Annotated in this window: 14 protein-coding genes; 12 read left to right on the top strand and 2 right to left on the bottom strand. The window is 56.5% G+C overall.

Translation table 11 applies throughout. The annotated features are described in order from the left end of the window. The first annotated feature begins 189 nt into the window (after positions 1–189). The 7 genes from mreB to tldD all read left to right on the top strand — a co-directional run bounded on the left by mreB (position 190) and on the right by tldD (position 10,436). The gene (mreB, locus tag PU624_RS06240) at positions 190–1,233 is read left to right on the top strand and encodes a rod shape-determining protein MreB (RefSeq protein WP_003855260.1); all 1,044 of its coding nucleotides are present in this window, start codon (positions 190–192) and stop codon (positions 1,231–1,233) included. A 148-nt stretch (positions 1,234–1,381) separates the two neighbouring features. Beyond that, positions 1,382–2,401 (top strand): rod shape-determining protein MreC, encoded by a 1,020-nt coding sequence (gene mreC, locus PU624_RS06245; RefSeq protein ID WP_283546964.1) that lies wholly within the window; start codon positions 1,382–1,384, stop codon positions 2,399–2,401. Then, the gene (gene mreD, locus PU624_RS06250) at positions 2,398–2,886 is read left to right on the top strand and encodes a rod shape-determining protein MreD (RefSeq protein ID WP_283546965.1); all 489 of its coding nucleotides are present in this window, start codon (positions 2,398–2,400) and stop codon (positions 2,884–2,886) included. The genes mreC and mreD overlap by 4 nt, the downstream gene beginning before the upstream one ends. Positions 2,887–2,894: 8 nt before the next feature. Beyond that, positions 2,895–3,488 (top strand): Maf family protein, encoded by a 594-nt coding sequence (locus PU624_RS06255; protein ID WP_283546966.1) that lies wholly within the window; start codon positions 2,895–2,897, stop codon positions 3,486–3,488. Next, entirely contained in the window at positions 3,478–4,947 is a 1,470-nt protein-coding gene (rng, locus tag PU624_RS06260; RefSeq protein ID WP_003855268.1) for a ribonuclease G, read from the top strand. The genes PU624_RS06255 and rng overlap by 11 nt, the downstream gene beginning before the upstream one ends. Before the next feature lie 148 nt (positions 4,948–5,095). After that, positions 5,096–8,926 (top strand): AsmA2 domain-containing protein YhdP, encoded by a 3,831-nt coding sequence (yhdP, locus tag PU624_RS06265; RefSeq protein ID WP_283546967.1) that lies wholly within the window; start codon positions 5,096–5,098, stop codon positions 8,924–8,926. 64 nt (positions 8,927–8,990) lie between these two features. Further along, complete coding sequence (gene tldD, locus PU624_RS06270; RefSeq protein ID WP_222924936.1) at positions 8,991–10,436, top strand: metalloprotease TldD; 1,446 nt, start codon at positions 8,991–8,993, stop codon at positions 10,434–10,436. 33 nt (positions 10,437–10,469) lie between these two features. On the opposite strand, the gene aaeR is transcribed toward tldD, so the two are convergent. After that, positions 10,470–11,387 (bottom strand): HTH-type transcriptional activator AaeR, encoded by a 918-nt coding sequence (gene aaeR / locus PU624_RS06275; protein WP_031592720.1) that lies wholly within the window; start codon positions 11,385–11,387, stop codon positions 10,470–10,472. Between the two features lie 231 nt (positions 11,388–11,618). Between aaeR and aaeX the strand changes: the two genes are divergently transcribed. The 5 genes from aaeX (at position 11,619) to PU624_RS06300 (ending at position 16,614) form a co-directional block, all read left to right on the top strand. Then, entirely contained in the window at positions 11,619–11,822 is a 204-nt protein-coding gene (gene aaeX, locus PU624_RS06280) for a p-hydroxybenzoic acid efflux pump operon protein AaeX (RefSeq protein WP_003855277.1), read from the top strand. Between the two features lie 7 nt (positions 11,823–11,829). Continuing rightward, entirely contained in the window at positions 11,830–12,762 is a 933-nt protein-coding gene (aaeA, locus tag PU624_RS06285) for a p-hydroxybenzoic acid efflux pump subunit AaeA (protein ID WP_283546968.1), read from the top strand. A gap of 9 nt (positions 12,763–12,771) precedes the next feature. Continuing rightward, positions 12,772–14,724 carry a p-hydroxybenzoic acid efflux pump subunit AaeB gene (gene aaeB, locus PU624_RS06290; RefSeq protein ID WP_283546969.1) on the top strand — a complete coding sequence of 651 codons (1,953 nt, stop codon included), beginning with the start codon at positions 12,772–12,774 and terminating at the stop codon, positions 14,722–14,724. Between the two features lie 113 nt (positions 14,725–14,837). Continuing rightward, on the top strand, positions 14,838–16,289 hold the full coding sequence (locus PU624_RS06295) for an NAD-dependent succinate-semialdehyde dehydrogenase (protein WP_283546970.1): 1,452 nt from the start codon (positions 14,838–14,840) through the stop codon (positions 16,287–16,289). A gap of 55 nt (positions 16,290–16,344) precedes the next feature. Further along, positions 16,345–16,614, top strand: a complete 270-nt coding sequence (locus PU624_RS06300; RefSeq protein WP_090966317.1) for a barstar family protein — start codon at positions 16,345–16,347, stop codon at positions 16,612–16,614. A gap of 64 nt (positions 16,615–16,678) precedes the next feature. On the opposite strand, the gene yhcN is transcribed toward PU624_RS06300, so the two are convergent. Beyond that, positions 16,679–16,942, bottom strand: a complete 264-nt coding sequence (yhcN, locus tag PU624_RS06305; RefSeq protein ID WP_090966252.1) for a peroxide/acid stress response protein YhcN — start codon at positions 16,940–16,942, stop codon at positions 16,679–16,681. Between the last annotated feature and the right edge of the window lie 42 nt (positions 16,943–16,984).

Genomic DNA, 16,984 nt, shown 5'->3' on the forward strand with positions numbered 1-16,984 from the left:
TGAAATGCAGTGCTGATGGCGTCTGGTCGCCATTCTGCCGTTGTGGATCGCAGGTTCAGACGACTTAAACGCAATCAGGCGTCTTTTTTCACCGAAGCAGAACGTTTTTGCGCCTTGTGGCAGCTTCGTGTGGTTGGTAAAGTAAGCGGATTTTATTTTCCGCCCCCAGCTTGCAGGATTATCTCTTAGATGTTTAAAAAATTTCGTGGCATGTTTTCCAATGACTTGTCCATTGACCTGGGTACTGCGAATACCCTGATTTACGTAAAAGGACAGGGCATCGTGCTGAACGAGCCTTCTGTGGTCGCTATTCGTCAGGACCGTGCCGGTTCGCCGAAAAGCGTCGCTGCCGTGGGTCATGACGCCAAACAGATGCTCGGCCGTACGCCAGGCAACATCGCAGCTATCCGTCCGATGAAAGATGGCGTTATCGCTGACTTCTTCGTGACCGAAAAGATGCTGCAGCACTTCATTAAGCAGGTTCACAGCAACAGCTTTATGCGTCCCAGTCCACGTGTGCTGGTCTGCGTACCCGTTGGCGCCACGCAGGTAGAACGTCGTGCAATTCGTGAATCCGCTCAGGGTGCAGGCGCGCGTGAAGTCTTCCTGATTGAAGAGCCGATGGCAGCAGCGATTGGTGCAGGCCTGCCTGTGTCTGAAGCGACCGGTTCCATGGTCGTCGATATCGGTGGCGGTACGACAGAAGTGGCGGTGATCTCCCTTAACGGTGTGGTCTACTCCTCATCTGTTCGTATTGGTGGCGATCGCTTCGATGAAGCTATTATTAATTATGTGCGTCGTAACTACGGTTCACTGATCGGTGAAGCGACCGCAGAACGTATTAAGCATGAGATCGGTTCAGCCTATCCGGGTGACGAAGTCCGTGAAATTGAAGTCCGTGGCCGTAACCTGGCAGAAGGTGTACCGCGTGGCTTCACGCTGAACTCCAACGAAATTCTGGAAGCGCTGCAGGAGCCGTTAACCGGCATCGTTAGCGCGGTGATGGTTGCCCTTGAGCAGTGTCCGCCAGAGCTGGCTTCTGATATCTCGGAGCGCGGCATGGTGCTGACCGGTGGTGGTGCGTTACTGCGCAACCTGGATCGCCTGCTGATGGAAGAGACGGGTATTCCTGTCGTGGTTGCTGAAGATCCGCTGACCTGTGTGGCTCGCGGTGGCGGCAAGGCGCTGGAAATGATCGACATGCATGGCGGCGATTTGTTCAGCGAAGAATAATTGCCTCAACCGGCTGAGAACGCAATGATCATGCGAGGGAGTGGCATGTGAACCGGCGAAATCTGTGCCGGTACAGTGCGTTCAGCCCAGGGGAGCACGGTGTTTTGCCGTCGCTTCCTCTCCTGTTGTCGAGGATCACGCAGATTATATGAAGCCGATTTTTAGCAGGGGGCCTTCCCTGCAGTTGCGTCTTTTTCTGGCGGTAATTGTGGCGATTGCCATCATCATTGCCGACAGCCGTGTGGGTTCGTTTACCCAAATACGCAACTATCTGGATACGTCGGTCAGTCCGTTTTACTTCCTGGCCAATGGGCCACGTCAGCTGCTGGATGGCGTATCTGAGTCGCTGGCGTCCCGTCAGCAACTGGAGCAGGAAAACAAAGCGTTACGTCGTGAGCTCTTCCTGAAAAACAGTAACCTGCTAATGCTGGGGCAATATAAGCAGGAAAACGCGCGTCTGCGTGAACTGCTGGGTTCACCGCTGCGTCAGGATGAGCAAAAGATGGTGACGCAGGTGATCTCCACCGGCACCGATCCTTATACCGACCAGGTTGTGATCGACAAAGGCAGCGTCAACGGTGTCTATGAAGGTCAGCCGGTCATCAGTGATAAAGGTGTGGTGGGGCAGGTCATCGCCGTCGGACAACTCACCAGCCGTGTTCTGCTGATTTGTGATGCGTCACACGCCCTGCCAATTCAGGTACTGCGTAATGACATTCGTGTGATTGCCGCCGGTAATGGCTGTACTGAAGATCTCCAGCTTGAGCATCTGCCAGGTAATACGGACATTCGCGTCGGCGATGTACTGGTGACTTCCGGTATTGGTGGCCGTTTCCCTGAGGGGTATCCGGTCGGTGTGGTCTCCTCGGTGAAAGTGGATACCCAGCGCGCTTACACGGTGATTCAGGCGCATCCGACCGCCGGTCTGCAGCGTCTGCGTTACCTGCTGCTGCTGTGGGGTGCCGATCGCAATGGCGATATGCCACTGCCGCAGGATGAAGTGCACCGCGTCGCGAACGAGCGTCTGATGCAGATGATGCCGCAGGTCTTGCCACCTGCCGGTGAAATGGGCCCGCCAGCGCCTGCCACGCAGATGGGACCGCCTGCACCGTCAGCCAGCAGCAGCGGACAGAGCGGCTCTTCGCGTTCACGCGGGGGCCAGCCTTGAGTCGATATCGTAGCCAGGGACGTTGGGTCATCTGGCTCTCTTTCCTGGTTGCGTTAGTCCTGCAGATCATGCCCTGGCCGGAAGAGATTTATATGTTCCGGCCTTCGTGGCTGCTGCTGATCCTCATCTATTGGGTGCTCGCACTGCCGCATCGGGTGAATGTCGGTAGCGGATTTGTGCTGGGTGCCATCATGGATCTGATTGCCGGATCCACGCTCGGTGTGCGCGCACTGGCGCTCAGTATCATCGCCTACCTGATTGCCTTTAAGTTCCAGTTATTCCGCAACTTAGCGTTGTGGCAGCAAGCGTTAATGGTTATGGTGCTGTCACTGGCGATGGATGTGATTGTCTTCTGGGCAGAATTCCTGGTAATCAACGTTTCATTCCGACCTGAAATTTTCTGGAGCAGTGTCGTCGACGGTATTCTCTGGCCCTGGCTATTCTTATTAATGAGAAAAATTCGTCGTCAGTTCGCTGTTCAATAAGGAAATTTATGGTAACCCTCTATCTTGCTTCCGGTTCACCGCGTCGTCGTGAGCTGTTAACTCAACTTGGCCTGACCTTTGAGCGCATCGTGACTGACGTTGAAGAGCAACGTCAGCCGAATGAAGCGGCGGAGATCTATGTCCGCCGTCTGGCAAATGACAAAGCGCAGGCGGGTGTCAGACTGGCCGCGCAGGATCTGCCGGTGCTGGGCGCGGATACCATTGTGGTGCTGAATGGCGAAGTGCTGGAAAAACCGCGCGATGCCGGCCACGCCCACGCGATGCTGCGCAAACTGTCCGGTCATACGCATCAGGTTATGACGGCGGTGGCGCTGGCCGACAGCCAGCAGGCGCTGGATTGCGTCGTGACCACTGATGTGACATTCCGCACCTTAACTGAGGCCGACATCGACGACTATATCGCTACCGGCGAACCGATGGATAAAGCGGGTGCATACGGTATTCAGGGCAGGGGAGGAAACTTTGTCCGCAAAATTAATGGAAGCTACCATGCAGTGGTGGGATTACCCCTGGTTGAGACAGCGGAGCTGATCAGCCACTTCCAGTCACTGCGTGCTGTAAGAGGTCAACATGACGGCTGAATTACTGGTTAACGTCACGCCTTCTGAAACCCGTGTTGCCTATATCGACGGCGGCATCCTTCAGGAAATCCATATTGAGCGTGAAGCGCGGCGCGGCATTGTTGGCAATATTTATAAAGGACGGGTAAGCCGTGTTCTGCCCGGCATGCAGGCCGCCTTCGTCGATATCGGCCTGGAAAAAGCGGCCTTTCTGCACGCCTCAGACATCATGCCGCATACTGAATGTGTGGCAGGTGACGAAAAGAAAAACTTTATCGTACGCGATATCGCCGAGCTGGTCCGTCAGGGACAGGATCTGGTGGTTCAGGTGGTCAAAGATCCGCTGGGCACCAAAGGCGCCCGCCTGACCACGGACATTACCCTGCCTTCGCGTTACCTGGTCTTTATGCCGGGCGCCTCGCACGTCGGTGTCTCGCAGCGTATTGAGAGTGAGAAAGAGCGCGATCGGCTTAAAGCGGTGGTGGCTGACTACTGTGACGACCTCGGCGGCTTTATCATCCGCACCGCCGCAGAAGGGATCGGCGAAGAGGAACTGGCGCAGGACGCCGCTTTTCTCAAACGTCTCTGGACCAAAGTCAGCGAGCGTAAAAAGCGTAACCAGACCCGCTGCCTGCTCTACGGCGAGCTGGCGCTGGCCCAGCGTATTCTGCGTGATTTTGCAGGCGCCGCGCTGGATCGCATCCGGGTCGATTCGCGTCTGACCTGCGACATGCTGGTGGAATTTACCGGTGAATATATCCCGGAAATGGCCGGTAAGCTGGAGCTCTACAACGGCAAACAGCCTATTTTCGACCTGTTTGACGTGGAAAATGAGATTCAGCGCTCGCTGGATCGCAAAGTTGAACTAAAGTCAGGCGGATATCTGATCATCGATCAGACCGAAGCGATGACGACTATCGATATCAACACCGGTGCATTTGTCGGCCATCGCAATCTGGATGAGACGATCTTTAATACCAATGTTGAGGCCACTCAGGCCATTGCGCGTCAGCTGCGACTGCGTAATCTGGGCGGCATCATCATTATCGACTTCATCGACATGAGCAATGAAGATCATCGGCGCCGCGTACTGCACTCACTGGAAAGTGCGCTCAGTAAAGATCGGGTCAAAACCGGTATCAATGGTTTCTCGGCGCTGGGGCTGGTGGAGATGACGCGTAAGCGAACCCGTGAAAGTATTGAGCACGTTCTGTGTCAGGACTGCCCGGTCTGCAAAGGGCGCGGCACGCTGAAAACGGTTGAAACCGTCTGCTATGAAATCATGCGCGAGATTGTCCGGGTTCATCACGCCTATGATTCTGACCGTTTTCTGGTCTATGTTTCGCCGACGGTCGGTGAGGCGTTAAAAACCGACGAGTCTCATGCACTGGCTGAAGTGGAAATCTTTGTCGGCAAGCAGGTTAAAGTTCATGTCGAAGCGCTCTACACTCAGGAGCAGTTCGACGTGGTGATGATGTAACGCCAGTCCGTCACCGGTTTCTTCGGATATCGGGCTGAAAAATCGCCCTTGTTTGGGATAAAATGCGCGTTTTTAACGCTTTTATCTGGAGACGGTCGGGTATGAGAACCAACTATCCGTCGTTTACGGAACACAAGGAGAGGCGTGAGTGAGGCAGTTGCCGAGGATTTTGTTACTGCTGGTCGCGGCAATCATCGTGATTGTCGCGCTGCTGGTCAGCGGATTGCGTCTGGTGATGCCGCATCTCGACAGCTATCGCAGTAACCTTCTGCAATTCATCTCCGATCGCAGCGGAGTGCCGGTTAACGCCAGCCAGTTAGAGGGCAAATGGGAGAACTTTGGCCCCACTCTGCAGGTTCGCGATCTCAGCGTCGATCTGCAGGAGAACGGCAAGCTCACCATCAATCGCATTAATCTGGCGCTCGACGTCTGGCAATCCCTGCTGCACTGGCGCTGGCAGTTCCGCGACCTGACCTTCTGGCAGCTGCATCTCGACACCAATCGTCCGCTGCTCGACAATGACAAAGAGAAAAACAGCTTCCGTCCGGCGCAGATTAACGAACTCTTCCTGCGGCAGTTTGACCACTTCGACCTGCGTGACAGCACCATCCGTTTCCGCACCCCCTCCGGCCAGCATGCCGAGCTGGCGATCCCGCGACTCACCTGGGTCAATGAAAATAATCGCCACCGGGCCGAAGGCGAAGTCAGTCTGTCGAGCTTTACCGGCCAGCACGGCGTGGTACAGGTACGACTCGATCTCAACGACAGCAACGGTTTACTCAATGATGGGCGTATCTGGATGCAGGCCGACGACGTCGACATGCGTCCGTGGCTGGGCCGCTGGGTGCGCGACAATACCCGGCTGGACAGCGCCCGCTTCAGCCTGGCGGCGTGGGTAAACCTGCGCGATGGCGACATCTATGCCGGCGATCTTCTGCTGCGCAAGGGCGGCGCCAGCTGGCAGGGCGAGACCGGACGACACCGCATCGAGGTCGATGGGCTCACCGCGCACCTCTCACGTTTCCAGAATGGCTGGGTGGTCAATGTGCCGCAGACCCGGCTCAGCACCGACGGCGAATCCTGGCCCGCCGGTCACTTCTCGCTGTTATGGCGTCCTGAAGATAAGCAGATGCTGGGACCGGATGGTCAGCCGGAAGTGCGGGTTCGCGCCACACAGCTGGTTTTGAGTCATATTGCGCCGATCGTTCCGCTGTTTGCGCCACTCTCGCCGGCGCTGTTTGAAAACTGGCAGACGCTGCAGCCACAGGGCACCATTGATGGCCTGGCGCTGGATATTCCGTTACAGCAGCCTGAAAAAACCCGCGTCCAGGTGAAGTGGCGTGATTTCAGCTGGCAGCACTGGAAACTGTTGCCGGGCATCAGCCATCTAAGCGGTGAAGCGCGCGGCAGCCTGAGCAATGGTCAGGTCAGTGTGGATATGGGCGCGGCGACCGTTCCCTATGGCGATATGTTCCAGGCACCGTTAGAAATTAAGCGGGTGACCGGTGCACTGCGCTGGCTTAAAGATGAACATGGCCTGACGCTGGCGGGTGAAAACCTTGACCTCGAAGCGCGTTCGCTCTGGGCACGCGGCGACTTCAGCTACCAGCAGAATAGCGGCGGTGAGCCTCGTCTGGATATCCTGGCCGGTATCCGGCTGACCGATGCGGGCGATGCCTGGCGCTACTTCCCGGTACCGCTGATGGGTAACAGCCTGACGCACTATCTGAGTGGGGCAGTGAAGGGCGGCAAGGTGGACAACGCCACGCTGCTGTTTGCCGGTAACCCGGCGCTGTTCCCGTTCAAGCATAATGATGGCATGTTCCAGGTCTGGGTGCCGCTTCGCCAGGCGACCTATGAATTTCAGCCCAAATGGCCGGCATTGAGCAATCTCGATATCGACCTCAATTTCCTGAACGATGGTCTGTGGATGAAAGCGCCAGAGGCCCGACTGGGTGAAGTGGACGCGCGCAACGTCACGGCGGTTATCCCGGACTACCTGAAAGAAAAACTGATCGTTGATGGCGATATCAGTGGTGAAGGCCAGCAGATCGCAGACTATTTCGACCAGTCGCCGCTGAAACCGTCACTGGGTGCCGCGCTGGAGCAGCTGCAAATTAAAGGCCGCGTCGGCGGTCACCTGAATCTGGATATTCCGCTGGATGGCCAGCAGGTACATGCCCGCGGCAATGTCGATCTGAACAATAATTCGCTGTTTATCAAACCGTTAAAAACCACGATTAATAACCTCTCAGGCCGCTTCCGTTACGACAACGGCAATCTGGCCAGTGAGGACCTGCGGGCAAACTGGTTCGGTCAGCCGATGGGCGTCCGTTTCAGCACCAAAGAGAATCCGGACGACTTTGGCGTTAACGTCAAACTTCAGGGCGACTGGCAACCCGCGAAAATCAGCCAGATTCCGGCCGCTGTCAGCAAACAGCTGGGCGGGCATCTTCCCTGGCAGGGCGACGTTAATATTACGCTGCCTCATCATGGTGGAGCGCGTTATGACGTCGCGCTGAACGGGAATGCCAAAGAAGTAAGTAGTCACTTACCTGCGCCGCTCGACAAGAAAGCCGGTGAGGCGATGCCCGTCGCCATCCAGGCCAGCGGGGACCTGAATCATTTCGATCTTAGCGGCAGCGTCGATGCTAACCATCGCTTCAACAGCCGCTGGTTGCTGGAGCCGACGCTGCGTGTTGACCGCGGCATCTGGCTGAATGATGCCCGGAAAACACCTGCGCTGCCGGATCATCCCGGCATGGTGCTGAACCTGCCCGCGCTGGATGGCGAGGCCTGGGTAGCGATGATGGCTTCCGGCGGTTCTGCAGGTGCGGGTTTGGCAGGCGGCGGCAGCGACTTCCAGACGGGTGGCGTCTCGCTGCCGGGTAACATGACTCTGCGCAGCCCGGCGGTCACGCTGGCGGGGCAGCAATGGCATGAGGTTGAAGCAACACTGGCTCAGCGTTCTGGCGGTAATGGCCAGGTCAGCGTCAATGCGAAAGAGCTGCGTGGTGCGCTGACAATGGCGCCAAAAGCACCGTGGCAGGTGAACCTGGATTACCTCTACTACAATCCGCAGTGGGATAACGATGCAGGCAAGGGCGGCAACACGCCTCCTCAGCAAGCCACGAAGATCAACTTCAGTCAGTGGCCCGCCCTGCAGTTACGCTGCAAAGAGTGCTGGGTGCTGGGACAGAAATATGGTCAGGTATCCGCGACGCTGCAACCTAAAGGAGATACGTTAGCGCTTACTAACGGGAAAGTGGATACCGGCAGTTCGCAGCTGAAAATCAATGGGGAGTGGGTCAACCGTCCGGAAGACCAGCGCACCTCGCTGAAGGGCACGCTCAAGGGGCCGAATATTAATAACGCGACCAACTGGTTTGGCGTCAACACGCCGCTGCGGGATGCGCCCTTTGATATTGCGTATGACCTGCACTGGCGATCTGCACCGTGGCAGCCCTCGGCAGAGACGCTGAGCGGTACCCTGAAGACGCACTTTGGCAAAGGCCAGATCGCAGACGTGAATACCGGCACGGCGGGGAAAATCCTGCGGCTGGTGAGCTTTGATGCGCTGCTGCGCAAGCTGCGCTTCGACTTCAGCGACACCTTCACCAACTCGTTCTATTTCGATTCGATTAACGGCACCGCCTGGATCGAAAACGGCATGATGCGCACCGACAACCTGCTGGTGGATGGGCTGGAAGCGGACATCGCGATGCAGGGTAACCTCGACCTGGTGAAGCGTCAGATCGACATGGAAGCGGTGGTTGCCCCTGAAATATCCGCCTCAGTCGGTGTGGCAACCGCCTTCGCCATTAATCCGGTGATTGGCGCGGCGGTATTTGCCGCCAGTAAAGTTCTGGGACCGCTGTGGAACAGGATATCGCTGCTGCGTTATCACATCAGTGGCCCGCTGGATAAACCGGAAATCAATGAAGTGCTGCGTAAACCGCGTGAAACAGACAACAAGTGAATTTGACGCCGTACCGGAATTACCGCAGGCTATGATTATCTGAGCACATAATGAGTGAGAAACGATGACTCTGAACCTGGTAAGTGAGCAGTTACTGACTGCTAACGGCATTAATCAGCAGGACCTATTTTCCCTGTTAGGGCAGCTTTCAGAACGTCGTCTGGATTATGCCGATCTCTATTTTCAGTCCAGCTTTCACGAATCCTGGGTGCTGGAAGACAAAATCATAAAAGATGGCTCCTACCATATCGATCAGGGTGTGGGCGTTCGCGCGGTTAGCGGTGAGAAAACCGGCTTCGCCTATGCAGACCAGATTACGCTGAATGCGCTGCGTCTCTCCTCTGAAGCGGCACGCAGCATCGTGCGCGAACAGGGCAATGGCAAGGCACACACGCTGTCTGCCGTGATGAACCGTTCCCTCTATTCGGCGGTCGATCCGCTGAGCAGCCTGACGCGTGAAGACAAAATTGCCCTGCTGCACCGCGTTGATAAAGTGGCCCGTGCAGCTGACCCGCGCGTACAGGAAGTGAATGCCAGCCTGACCGGTGTTTATGAGCAGGTACTGGTAGCCGCGACTGACGGCACGCTGGCGGCAGACGTTCGTCCGCTGGTTCGCCTCTCTATCAGCGTTCAGGTTGAAGACCAGGGCAAACGTGAGCGCGGCGCAAGCGGCGGCGGCGCACGTACCGGTTATGCGTTCTTCCTTGAAGATGAAAATGGCGACGTGCGCGCTGACGCCTGGGCGCGTGAAGCGGTGCGCATGGCGCTGGTTAATCTCTCTGCCGTGGCGGCTCCTGCTGGCGCATTGCCGGTGGTGCTGGGTGCGGGCTGGCCTGGCGTCCTGCTGCATGAAGCGGTCGGACACGGTCTGGAAGGTGACTTCAACCGCCGTGGCACCTCGGTGTTCAGCGGTAAAATCGGTCAGCAGGTTGCGTCTGAACTCTGTACCGTGGTGGATGACGGCACCCTTGAAGGGCTGCGCGGTTCACTGGCGGTGGATGATGAAGGCGTTCCCGGTCAGTACAACATGCTGATTGAGAATGGTGTGCTGAAAGGCTACATGCAGGACAAGCTGAATGCGCGTCTGATGGGTGTCAGCCCGACCGGTAACGGACGCCGTGAATCTTACGCGCATCTGCCGATGCCGCGCATGACCAACACCTATATGCTGGCAGGTAAATCATCGCCGCAGGATATTATTGAAAGTGTTGAGTACGGCATCTATGCGCCGAACTTTGGTGGCGGTCAGGTGGATATCACCTCCGGCAAATTTGTCTTCTCAACCTCAGAGGCTTATCTGATTGAGAACGGCAAAATCACCAAACCGGTCAAAGGGGCTACGCTGATTGGCTCCGGCATTGAAGCGATGCAGCAGATCTCGATGGTAGGTAATGACCTGGCGCTGGATAAAGGCGTGGGCGTCTGCGGTAAAGAGGGTCAGAGCCTGCCGGTCGGTGTCGGTCAGCCTACCCTCAAGCTGGATAAACTGACCATCGGCGGCACCGCCTGATTTGACCCCAACAACCCGCCGCCCGGCGGGTTGTCAGCTTTTACGGTGCTGTTGATACTGCTCGGCCACCTGTTCAAAATAACCGGTCAGATAATCGATACAGACCTGCACTTTAAGCGGCAACTTATCCTTCTCGGTATAGAGCGCATAGACCGGACGCGGATCGGACTGATACTGCGGAAACAGAATATCGATCTCGCCTGCGGTAATCTCATCAATCACCCACATCATCGGCACATAGGCGATGCCATTGCCCGACTTCAGCCAGCGGATCAGCGTCAGCGAATCATTAGTCACGAAACGCCCCTGTGGTGCCAGGCGGGTTACCAGGCCTTCCGGCGCAATCAGCTCGAAATTGTTGTCGGGCCGAACGCTATATTCCAGCCAGGAAAAATTATCAATGTCACCCGGCTTCTCCGGCGTGCCGTGCTGCGCCAGATAGCTTTTGGCGGCGCACACCACCATCGGCATCGCGCCAAGGCGACGGGAAAAGAGGCTGGAATCTTTTAAAGCGCCTACCCGAATCACCAGATCCAGACCATCCGCAATCAGATCCGGAGCCGGCACGCCGGTGACCAGATTCACACTCAGGCCGGGATATTCCCGCAGCATATCGCTGGTCATACCGGCTAACACGTTCTGCGCCATGGTCGAGGAGCTGCCAATCCGCAGTACGCCAATCGGCGTGTTGTTAAACGCATAGAGCTGCTCATGCACCTGCGTCGCTTCCGCCAGCATACGACGGCAGCCCTGATAATAGATTTTACCCGCTTCGGTCAGCCCGATACTGCGGGTACTGCGATTCAGCAGCTTAACCTGCAATGCATCTTCCAGTTTCGCGACGATCTGGCTAATCGATGAGACGCTCAGATGAAGCTGACGCGCCGCAGCGGTAAATGAGCCCAGTTCAACTACTCTGGCGAAGACAGACATGCCTTTCAGTCGTTCCATTGTTTACTCTGGCTTAAAAGTGATTTAGATCACATTCTGTAGAAAACTTATAGTCAGGCGCGTTATTATAAGCGCGCCGGGGTATTTCCCGGTGATTCTTCATTGCCTGATACCCTTCGATGATACGCTATTATTAAGCCAGCTGCGGTTCAGTTAGCGCTGCCAGTGGGTTTTCCTGCGACATCTGAAGAGGCAGGAAGTCTCCCGGCAAGGTCGAACTAAGGATTTGTGATGAGTGTGCTTCCGGTATTTGTCATGTTTGGGCTCTCTTTTCCGCCCGTTTTCATCGAACTTATTATTTCACTGATGCTGTTCTGGTTAGTGAAACGCGTGCTGACGCCGAGCGGTATCTACGATCTTGTCTGGCATCCGGCACTTTTTAATACAGCGCTTTACTGCTGTGTGTTTTACCTTGTCTCCCGTTTATTAGTCTGAGGTTGAAGTGAAAGCACTCATAAGAAAAATCGCGCGCTACGCGATCACTATCCTGCTGGTCATCATCGCTGTGGTTATCATCTTCCGCGCCTGGGTGTTCTATACCGAATCGCCCTGGACCCGTGATGCGCGTTTCGCGGCTGACGTGGTGGCGATCTCGCCGGATGTTACCGGCCTGATTACCGAGGTTCCGGTACATGACAACCAGCTGGTGAAGAAGGGCGATACGCTGTTTGTCGTTGACCGTCCGCGCTATCAGAAAGCGCTCGATCAGGCTCAGGCGGATGTTGAATACTACCAGGCGCTGGTCAGTGAGAAACGTCGCGAAGCCGGACGCCGTAATCAGCTTGGTACCTCAGCGATGTCCCGCGAGGCGATCGAGCAGTCCAACAACGATCTGCAAACCAGCGAGCATCAGCTGGCGAAATCGGTGGCGACACGCGATCTGGCGGCGATCGACCTTGAGCGCACCACCGTGAAAGCGCCTTCCGATGGCTGGGTCACCAACCTCAATGTTTACCAGGGCGAGTTTATTACCCGGGGTTCTGTGGCGGTGGCGCTGGTTCAGCAGCACTCTTTCTATGTGCTGGCTTACCTGGAAGAGACCAAACTGCACGGCGTGGAGAAGGGCTTCCGCGCAGAAGTGACCCCGCTCGGCAGCAATATTGTGCTGCGTGGCACCGTCGACAGTGTGGCGGCGGGCGTGACCAACAGCAGCAGCTCGGTCGACAGCAAAGGGATGGCAACGGTAGATTCCAACCTGGAGTGGGTCCGTCTGGCGCAGCGTGTGCCGGTCCGCATCCGGCTTGATCAGCAGCCCGGCAACCGCTTCCCGGCGGGAACCACGGCAACGGTAGTTATCACCGGTCAGGCCGATCGTCAGCCTGAGCATGTTTCACCGATGATCCGACTGTTTAATCGCCTGCGTGAGTTTGGTTAAGAGGGCGATATGATCCAGTTCCTGCGGTTCCCGGTAAAGCTCACCTTTGCGCTGGTGTTAGCGCTGATGGTCGGCTTTCATCTCAACCTTGAAACCCCACGCTGGGCGGTGATGACCGCCGGCATCGTGGCGGGCGGCACCGCGTTTGCGGCAGGTGGCGATCCCTATTCAGGGGCGCTGCGCTATCGTGGTGTTTTGCGTATTATCGGGACATTTATCGGTTGTATCGCCGCGCTGACCATCATGATCGCCACCGTTCGTGCGCCGGTTGTGATGCTGCTGCTGTGCTGCATCTGGGCAGGACTCTGCGTCTGGCTCTCTTCGCTGATCAAAGTCGAAAACTCTTACGCGCTGGGACTGGCGGGTTACACCGCGCTGATTATTGTGGTGACGGCCGACGCCAGCGGCGGCCTGACGCTGGTGCCGCAATATGCGGTAGAGCGCTGCAGTGAAATCGTACTCGGCATTCTGTGCGCCATTCTGGCGGACATGATCTTCTCACCCCGTTCGATTAAAAAAGTGATCGACGCTGAAGTCGATTCGCTGCTGGTGGCCCACTATCACCTGCTGCAACTCTGCGTCGCTCATGGCGATAAAGAAGAGGTCGATAAAGCCTGGGGCGCGCTGGTACGCCGAACCACGGCGCTGAACAGCATGCGCAGCCAGCTGATGATGGAATCGTCACGCTGGAAGAACAGCAACCGCCGTTTGCAGATGCTCAATACTCTGTCGCTAACGCTGATTACGCAGGCTGCCGAAACCTTCCTGATCCAGAATTCTCGTCCGGATTACATCCCGCCCCAGTATCGTCTGATGATTGCAAAACCGGCCATAACGGTCGAAGAGGTGCATAAGCGGATGAAGGTGATGCGGCGGGTGATTGGTGCCAGTGGCAAATCAACACCGGATACACTGACGAGCTGGGTGGGTGCCGCCACCGAATATCTGCTGCTGCTCAAAGGGATCAAAAGCAACAGCCGCATTACCTCGCTGGAAGAGGGGATCTTTCAGCGCGAAGTAGTGATTCAGGCGCGCTCCGCTGAAACCCATCATGCGATGATCAACGGTATCCGCACCTTTGTGGCGACCGCGCTGGGTTCGCTGTTCTGGCTCTATACCGGCTGGACCTCAGGCAGCGGCTGCATGGTCATGCTGGCCGTCATCACCGCACTGGCGATGCGTATGCCCAACCCGCTGATGATGGCGAAGGATTTTCTCTACGGCATGACGGTCGCGGTTCCGCTGGGTGCGCTCTATTTTATGTATGTGCTGCCCGCAACCCAGCAGAGCGCACTGCTGCTCTGCATCGCAATCGGCCTGCTGGGTTTTATCGGTGGCATCTTCATTCAGCGCCGTCAGCTCGGCACGCTGGGCGCACTGATTGGCACCCTCAACGTGCTGGTGCTCGATAACCCGATGCAGTTCCACCTTAACGTTTTCCTCGACAACGTGCTCGGCCAGGTGATCGGTTGCTTTGTGGCGATGATGGTCATCCTGCTGATTCGTGATAAATCGAAAGCGCGCACCGGTCGCAAACTGCTGAACCGCTTTATGTATGCTGCCGTCTCTGCCATGACTACCAACCAGGCGCGTCGGCGTGAAAACCATCTCCCAGCACTCTATCAGCAACTGTTTCTGCTGCTGAATCTGTTTCCGGGCGACATCAATAAATATCGCATCGCCCTGACGCTGATTATTGGTCATCAGCGGTTACGCGACGCGGAAGTGCCGGTTAATGCCGATCTCTCTGCTTATCACCGTCAGCTGCGTTACACCGCAGACCGGGTGATCTCCGCCAGCAGCGACGACAAGCGCCGTTACTACTTTGAACGTCTGCTGAAAGAGCTGGATGTCTATCAGGAAAAACTGGCCCATTACGAAGCGCCTGTCAGCGTAACGGAACCGGTAAAACGACTGGCGATGATGCTGGATAAGTACCAGAACACGCTCATCCAAATCTGAATCTGGCCGCTGCGACCTGCAGCGGCCTGCGCAATCCCCACCCATCACAAAATCTGTCGCTTTTGCCAACTATACTCTCCAGACGGAAGAGCAAAACTGACAGGAGCGAATCAATGAAATCATTGCAAGAGAGCGAACTGTTCCAGACCGGCTATTTAGCCGACGGCCAGTGGCATCAGGCAGCCTCCACCTTTGACGTGACCAATCCGGCAACCGGTGAGCGGATTGCGCAGGTCGCAAAAGCCGGTAAAGCTGAAACGGAACAGGCTATCGCCGCCGCAGAACGTGCCTTTCCCGCCTGGCGGGCACAGACCGCGAAAGCACGTGCTGAAATTCTCACTCGCTGGTACCAGCTGATCATTGAAAACAAGCGCTGGCTGGGACAGCTGATGACGACCGAACAGGGCAAGCCCCTGAAAGAGGCGGAAGGGGAAGTTGAATACGCCGCCAGTTTCATTCAGTGGTTTGCCGAGCAGGCGAAACGGGCCAATGGTGAGATCATTCCACCCGCCAAACCGGGTTCCCGTATTCTGGCCACTCGTGAGCCGATTGGCGTGGTGGCTGCCATTACGCCGTGGAATTTCCCGATGGCGATGCTGACCCGTAAACTGGGCCCGGCTCTGGCGGCAGGCTGCACCGGCATTATCAAACCCGCTAATAACACGCCACTCTCCGCCTTTGCCCTGCTGGCGCTGGCGAAGCAGGCGGGCGTGCCGGATGGTGTACTGAACGCCGTGGCGGGTGACACGCATGCCATCAGCGATGCGATCATGGCCAGCAAAGCGGTGCGTAAAATCTCGTTCACCGGCTCTACGCAGGTAGGCAAGCTGCTGATGCGCAATGCCGCCGAAACCATGAAAAAAGTGTCGATGGAGTTAGGCGGAAATGCCCCATACATCGTGTTCGACGACGCTGACATTGATGCTGCGGTACAGGGCGCGATTGCCAACAAATTCCGTAATGCAGGACAGGTGTGCGTCAGCGTAAACCGCTTCTATATCCACAATGCCATCTATGACCGTTTCACTCAGCAACTGGCTGACGAAGTGAATAAGCTGAAGGTGGGCAACGGCATGGACGAGGGCGTAATTGTCGGACCATTGATTGAAGCGTCGGCGGTGGAAAAGGTTGAGCAGCACGTAAAAGACGCGGTAGCAAAAGGCGGCAAATTACTGGCGGGTGGCGAGCGGCATGCGCTGGGCGGTAACTTCTGGCAGCCGACCGTGATTACCGAGGCGCACGAAGGTATGCAGCTGGCGCAGGAAGAGACGTTTGGTCCGGTGGCCGCCTGCTTCCGCTTTGACGATGAAGAGGATGTCATCCGCCGCGCCAACGATACCCCGTTTGGCCTCGCCGCATACTTTTACACCCAGAATCTGCAACGGGTGTTCCGAGTGTCAGCTGCGCTGGAAAGCGGCATGATCGGGATTAACGAGTGTGCTGTTTCCACCGAGCTGGCACCGTTTGGTGGTGTGAAAGAGTCGGGGCTGGGCCGCGAAGGTTCGGTTCTCGGTATGGAAGAGTATCTGGAGGTCAAAACGCTGCACCTGGGCGGTTTGAGCTAGCGGACACAGTCGGGCGGCGCAGGTCGCCCGCAGACGGAGCATGGGAGCCGTCAGCATGAAAATCGAGCGTTTTGATTTTAATGAAATTGTCGACCAGGCCCATTTCTTCCGCCAGTTTGCCGAGCGATTTGCGCTGGAGGAGCGCCGCATCTGCGATCTGGATGGACTATGGGATGTGGTGACGGGCGATCTGTTACCGATGCCGCTGGAGATTGAGTTCGTCAATCTGGGCAGGGGACAGCGACGGCGCTATGGCGCGCTGATTCTGTTATTTGATGAAGCAGAAGAGGAGCTGGAAGGCCGGCTGCACTTTAATGTCAGATAAACGTCAGATGAAAAAAGGCCCCGGCGAGCGGGGCCAAAGGGTTCGTCATAAATCTGACGAGGAGTTACTTATAAAGCTGTGCGGTGATGTGATAGTTATCACCGGTGCGCGCTTCAATCACTTTATAGGCGCTTGCACCCTGTTCATCCGCTTTCTGTGAAAGCTCAGCGCGGTAATCCATAGGTGCGCCCGCGGTTCCACTGATACTTACGGTGCCCGCAGGCTGCAGGTTCTGCGTCTGGTCGCCGGTTACCAGCTGTGCAGCTGAGGCGCCGAACGCCATAACGGAAAGCAGACTGACTGTAGCGATGGTTGTTTTGATATTCATGATTATTTCCTCAATACAATCAACAACCTGCGGTTACTCGTA

The organism is Pantoea sp. Lij88, assembly GCF_030062155.1.
Lineage (GTDB): Bacteria > Pseudomonadota > Gammaproteobacteria > Enterobacterales > Enterobacteriaceae > Pantoea.

Coding starts and splice junctions, on each gene's coding strand:
- PU624_RS06295 (WP_283546970.1), top strand. CDS start 14,838: ATGAAATCATTGCAAGAGAGCGAACTGTTCCAGACCGGCTATTTAGCC.
- mreB (WP_003855260.1), top strand. CDS start 190: ATGTTTAAAAAATTTCGTGGCATGTTTTCCAATGACTTGTCCATTGAC.
- aaeR (WP_031592720.1), bottom strand. CDS start 11,387: ATGGAACGACTGAAAGGCATGTCTGTCTTCGCCAGAGTAGTTGAACTG.
- aaeB (WP_283546969.1), top strand. CDS start 12,772: ATGATCCAGTTCCTGCGGTTCCCGGTAAAGCTCACCTTTGCGCTGGTG.
- rng (WP_003855268.1), top strand. CDS start 3,478: ATGACGGCTGAATTACTGGTTAACGTCACGCCTTCTGAAACCCGTGTT.
- aaeX (WP_003855277.1), top strand. CDS start 11,619: ATGAGTGTGCTTCCGGTATTTGTCATGTTTGGGCTCTCTTTTCCGCCC.
- PU624_RS06255 (WP_283546966.1), top strand. CDS start 2,895: ATGGTAACCCTCTATCTTGCTTCCGGTTCACCGCGTCGTCGTGAGCTG.
- yhcN (WP_090966252.1), bottom strand. CDS start 16,942: ATGAATATCAAAACAACCATCGCTACAGTCAGTCTGCTTTCCGTTATG.
- tldD (WP_222924936.1), top strand. CDS start 8,991: ATGACTCTGAACCTGGTAAGTGAGCAGTTACTGACTGCTAACGGCATT.
- PU624_RS06300 (WP_090966317.1), top strand. CDS start 16,345: ATGAAAATCGAGCGTTTTGATTTTAATGAAATTGTCGACCAGGCCCAT.
- mreC (WP_283546964.1), top strand. CDS start 1,382: ATGAAGCCGATTTTTAGCAGGGGGCCTTCCCTGCAGTTGCGTCTTTTT.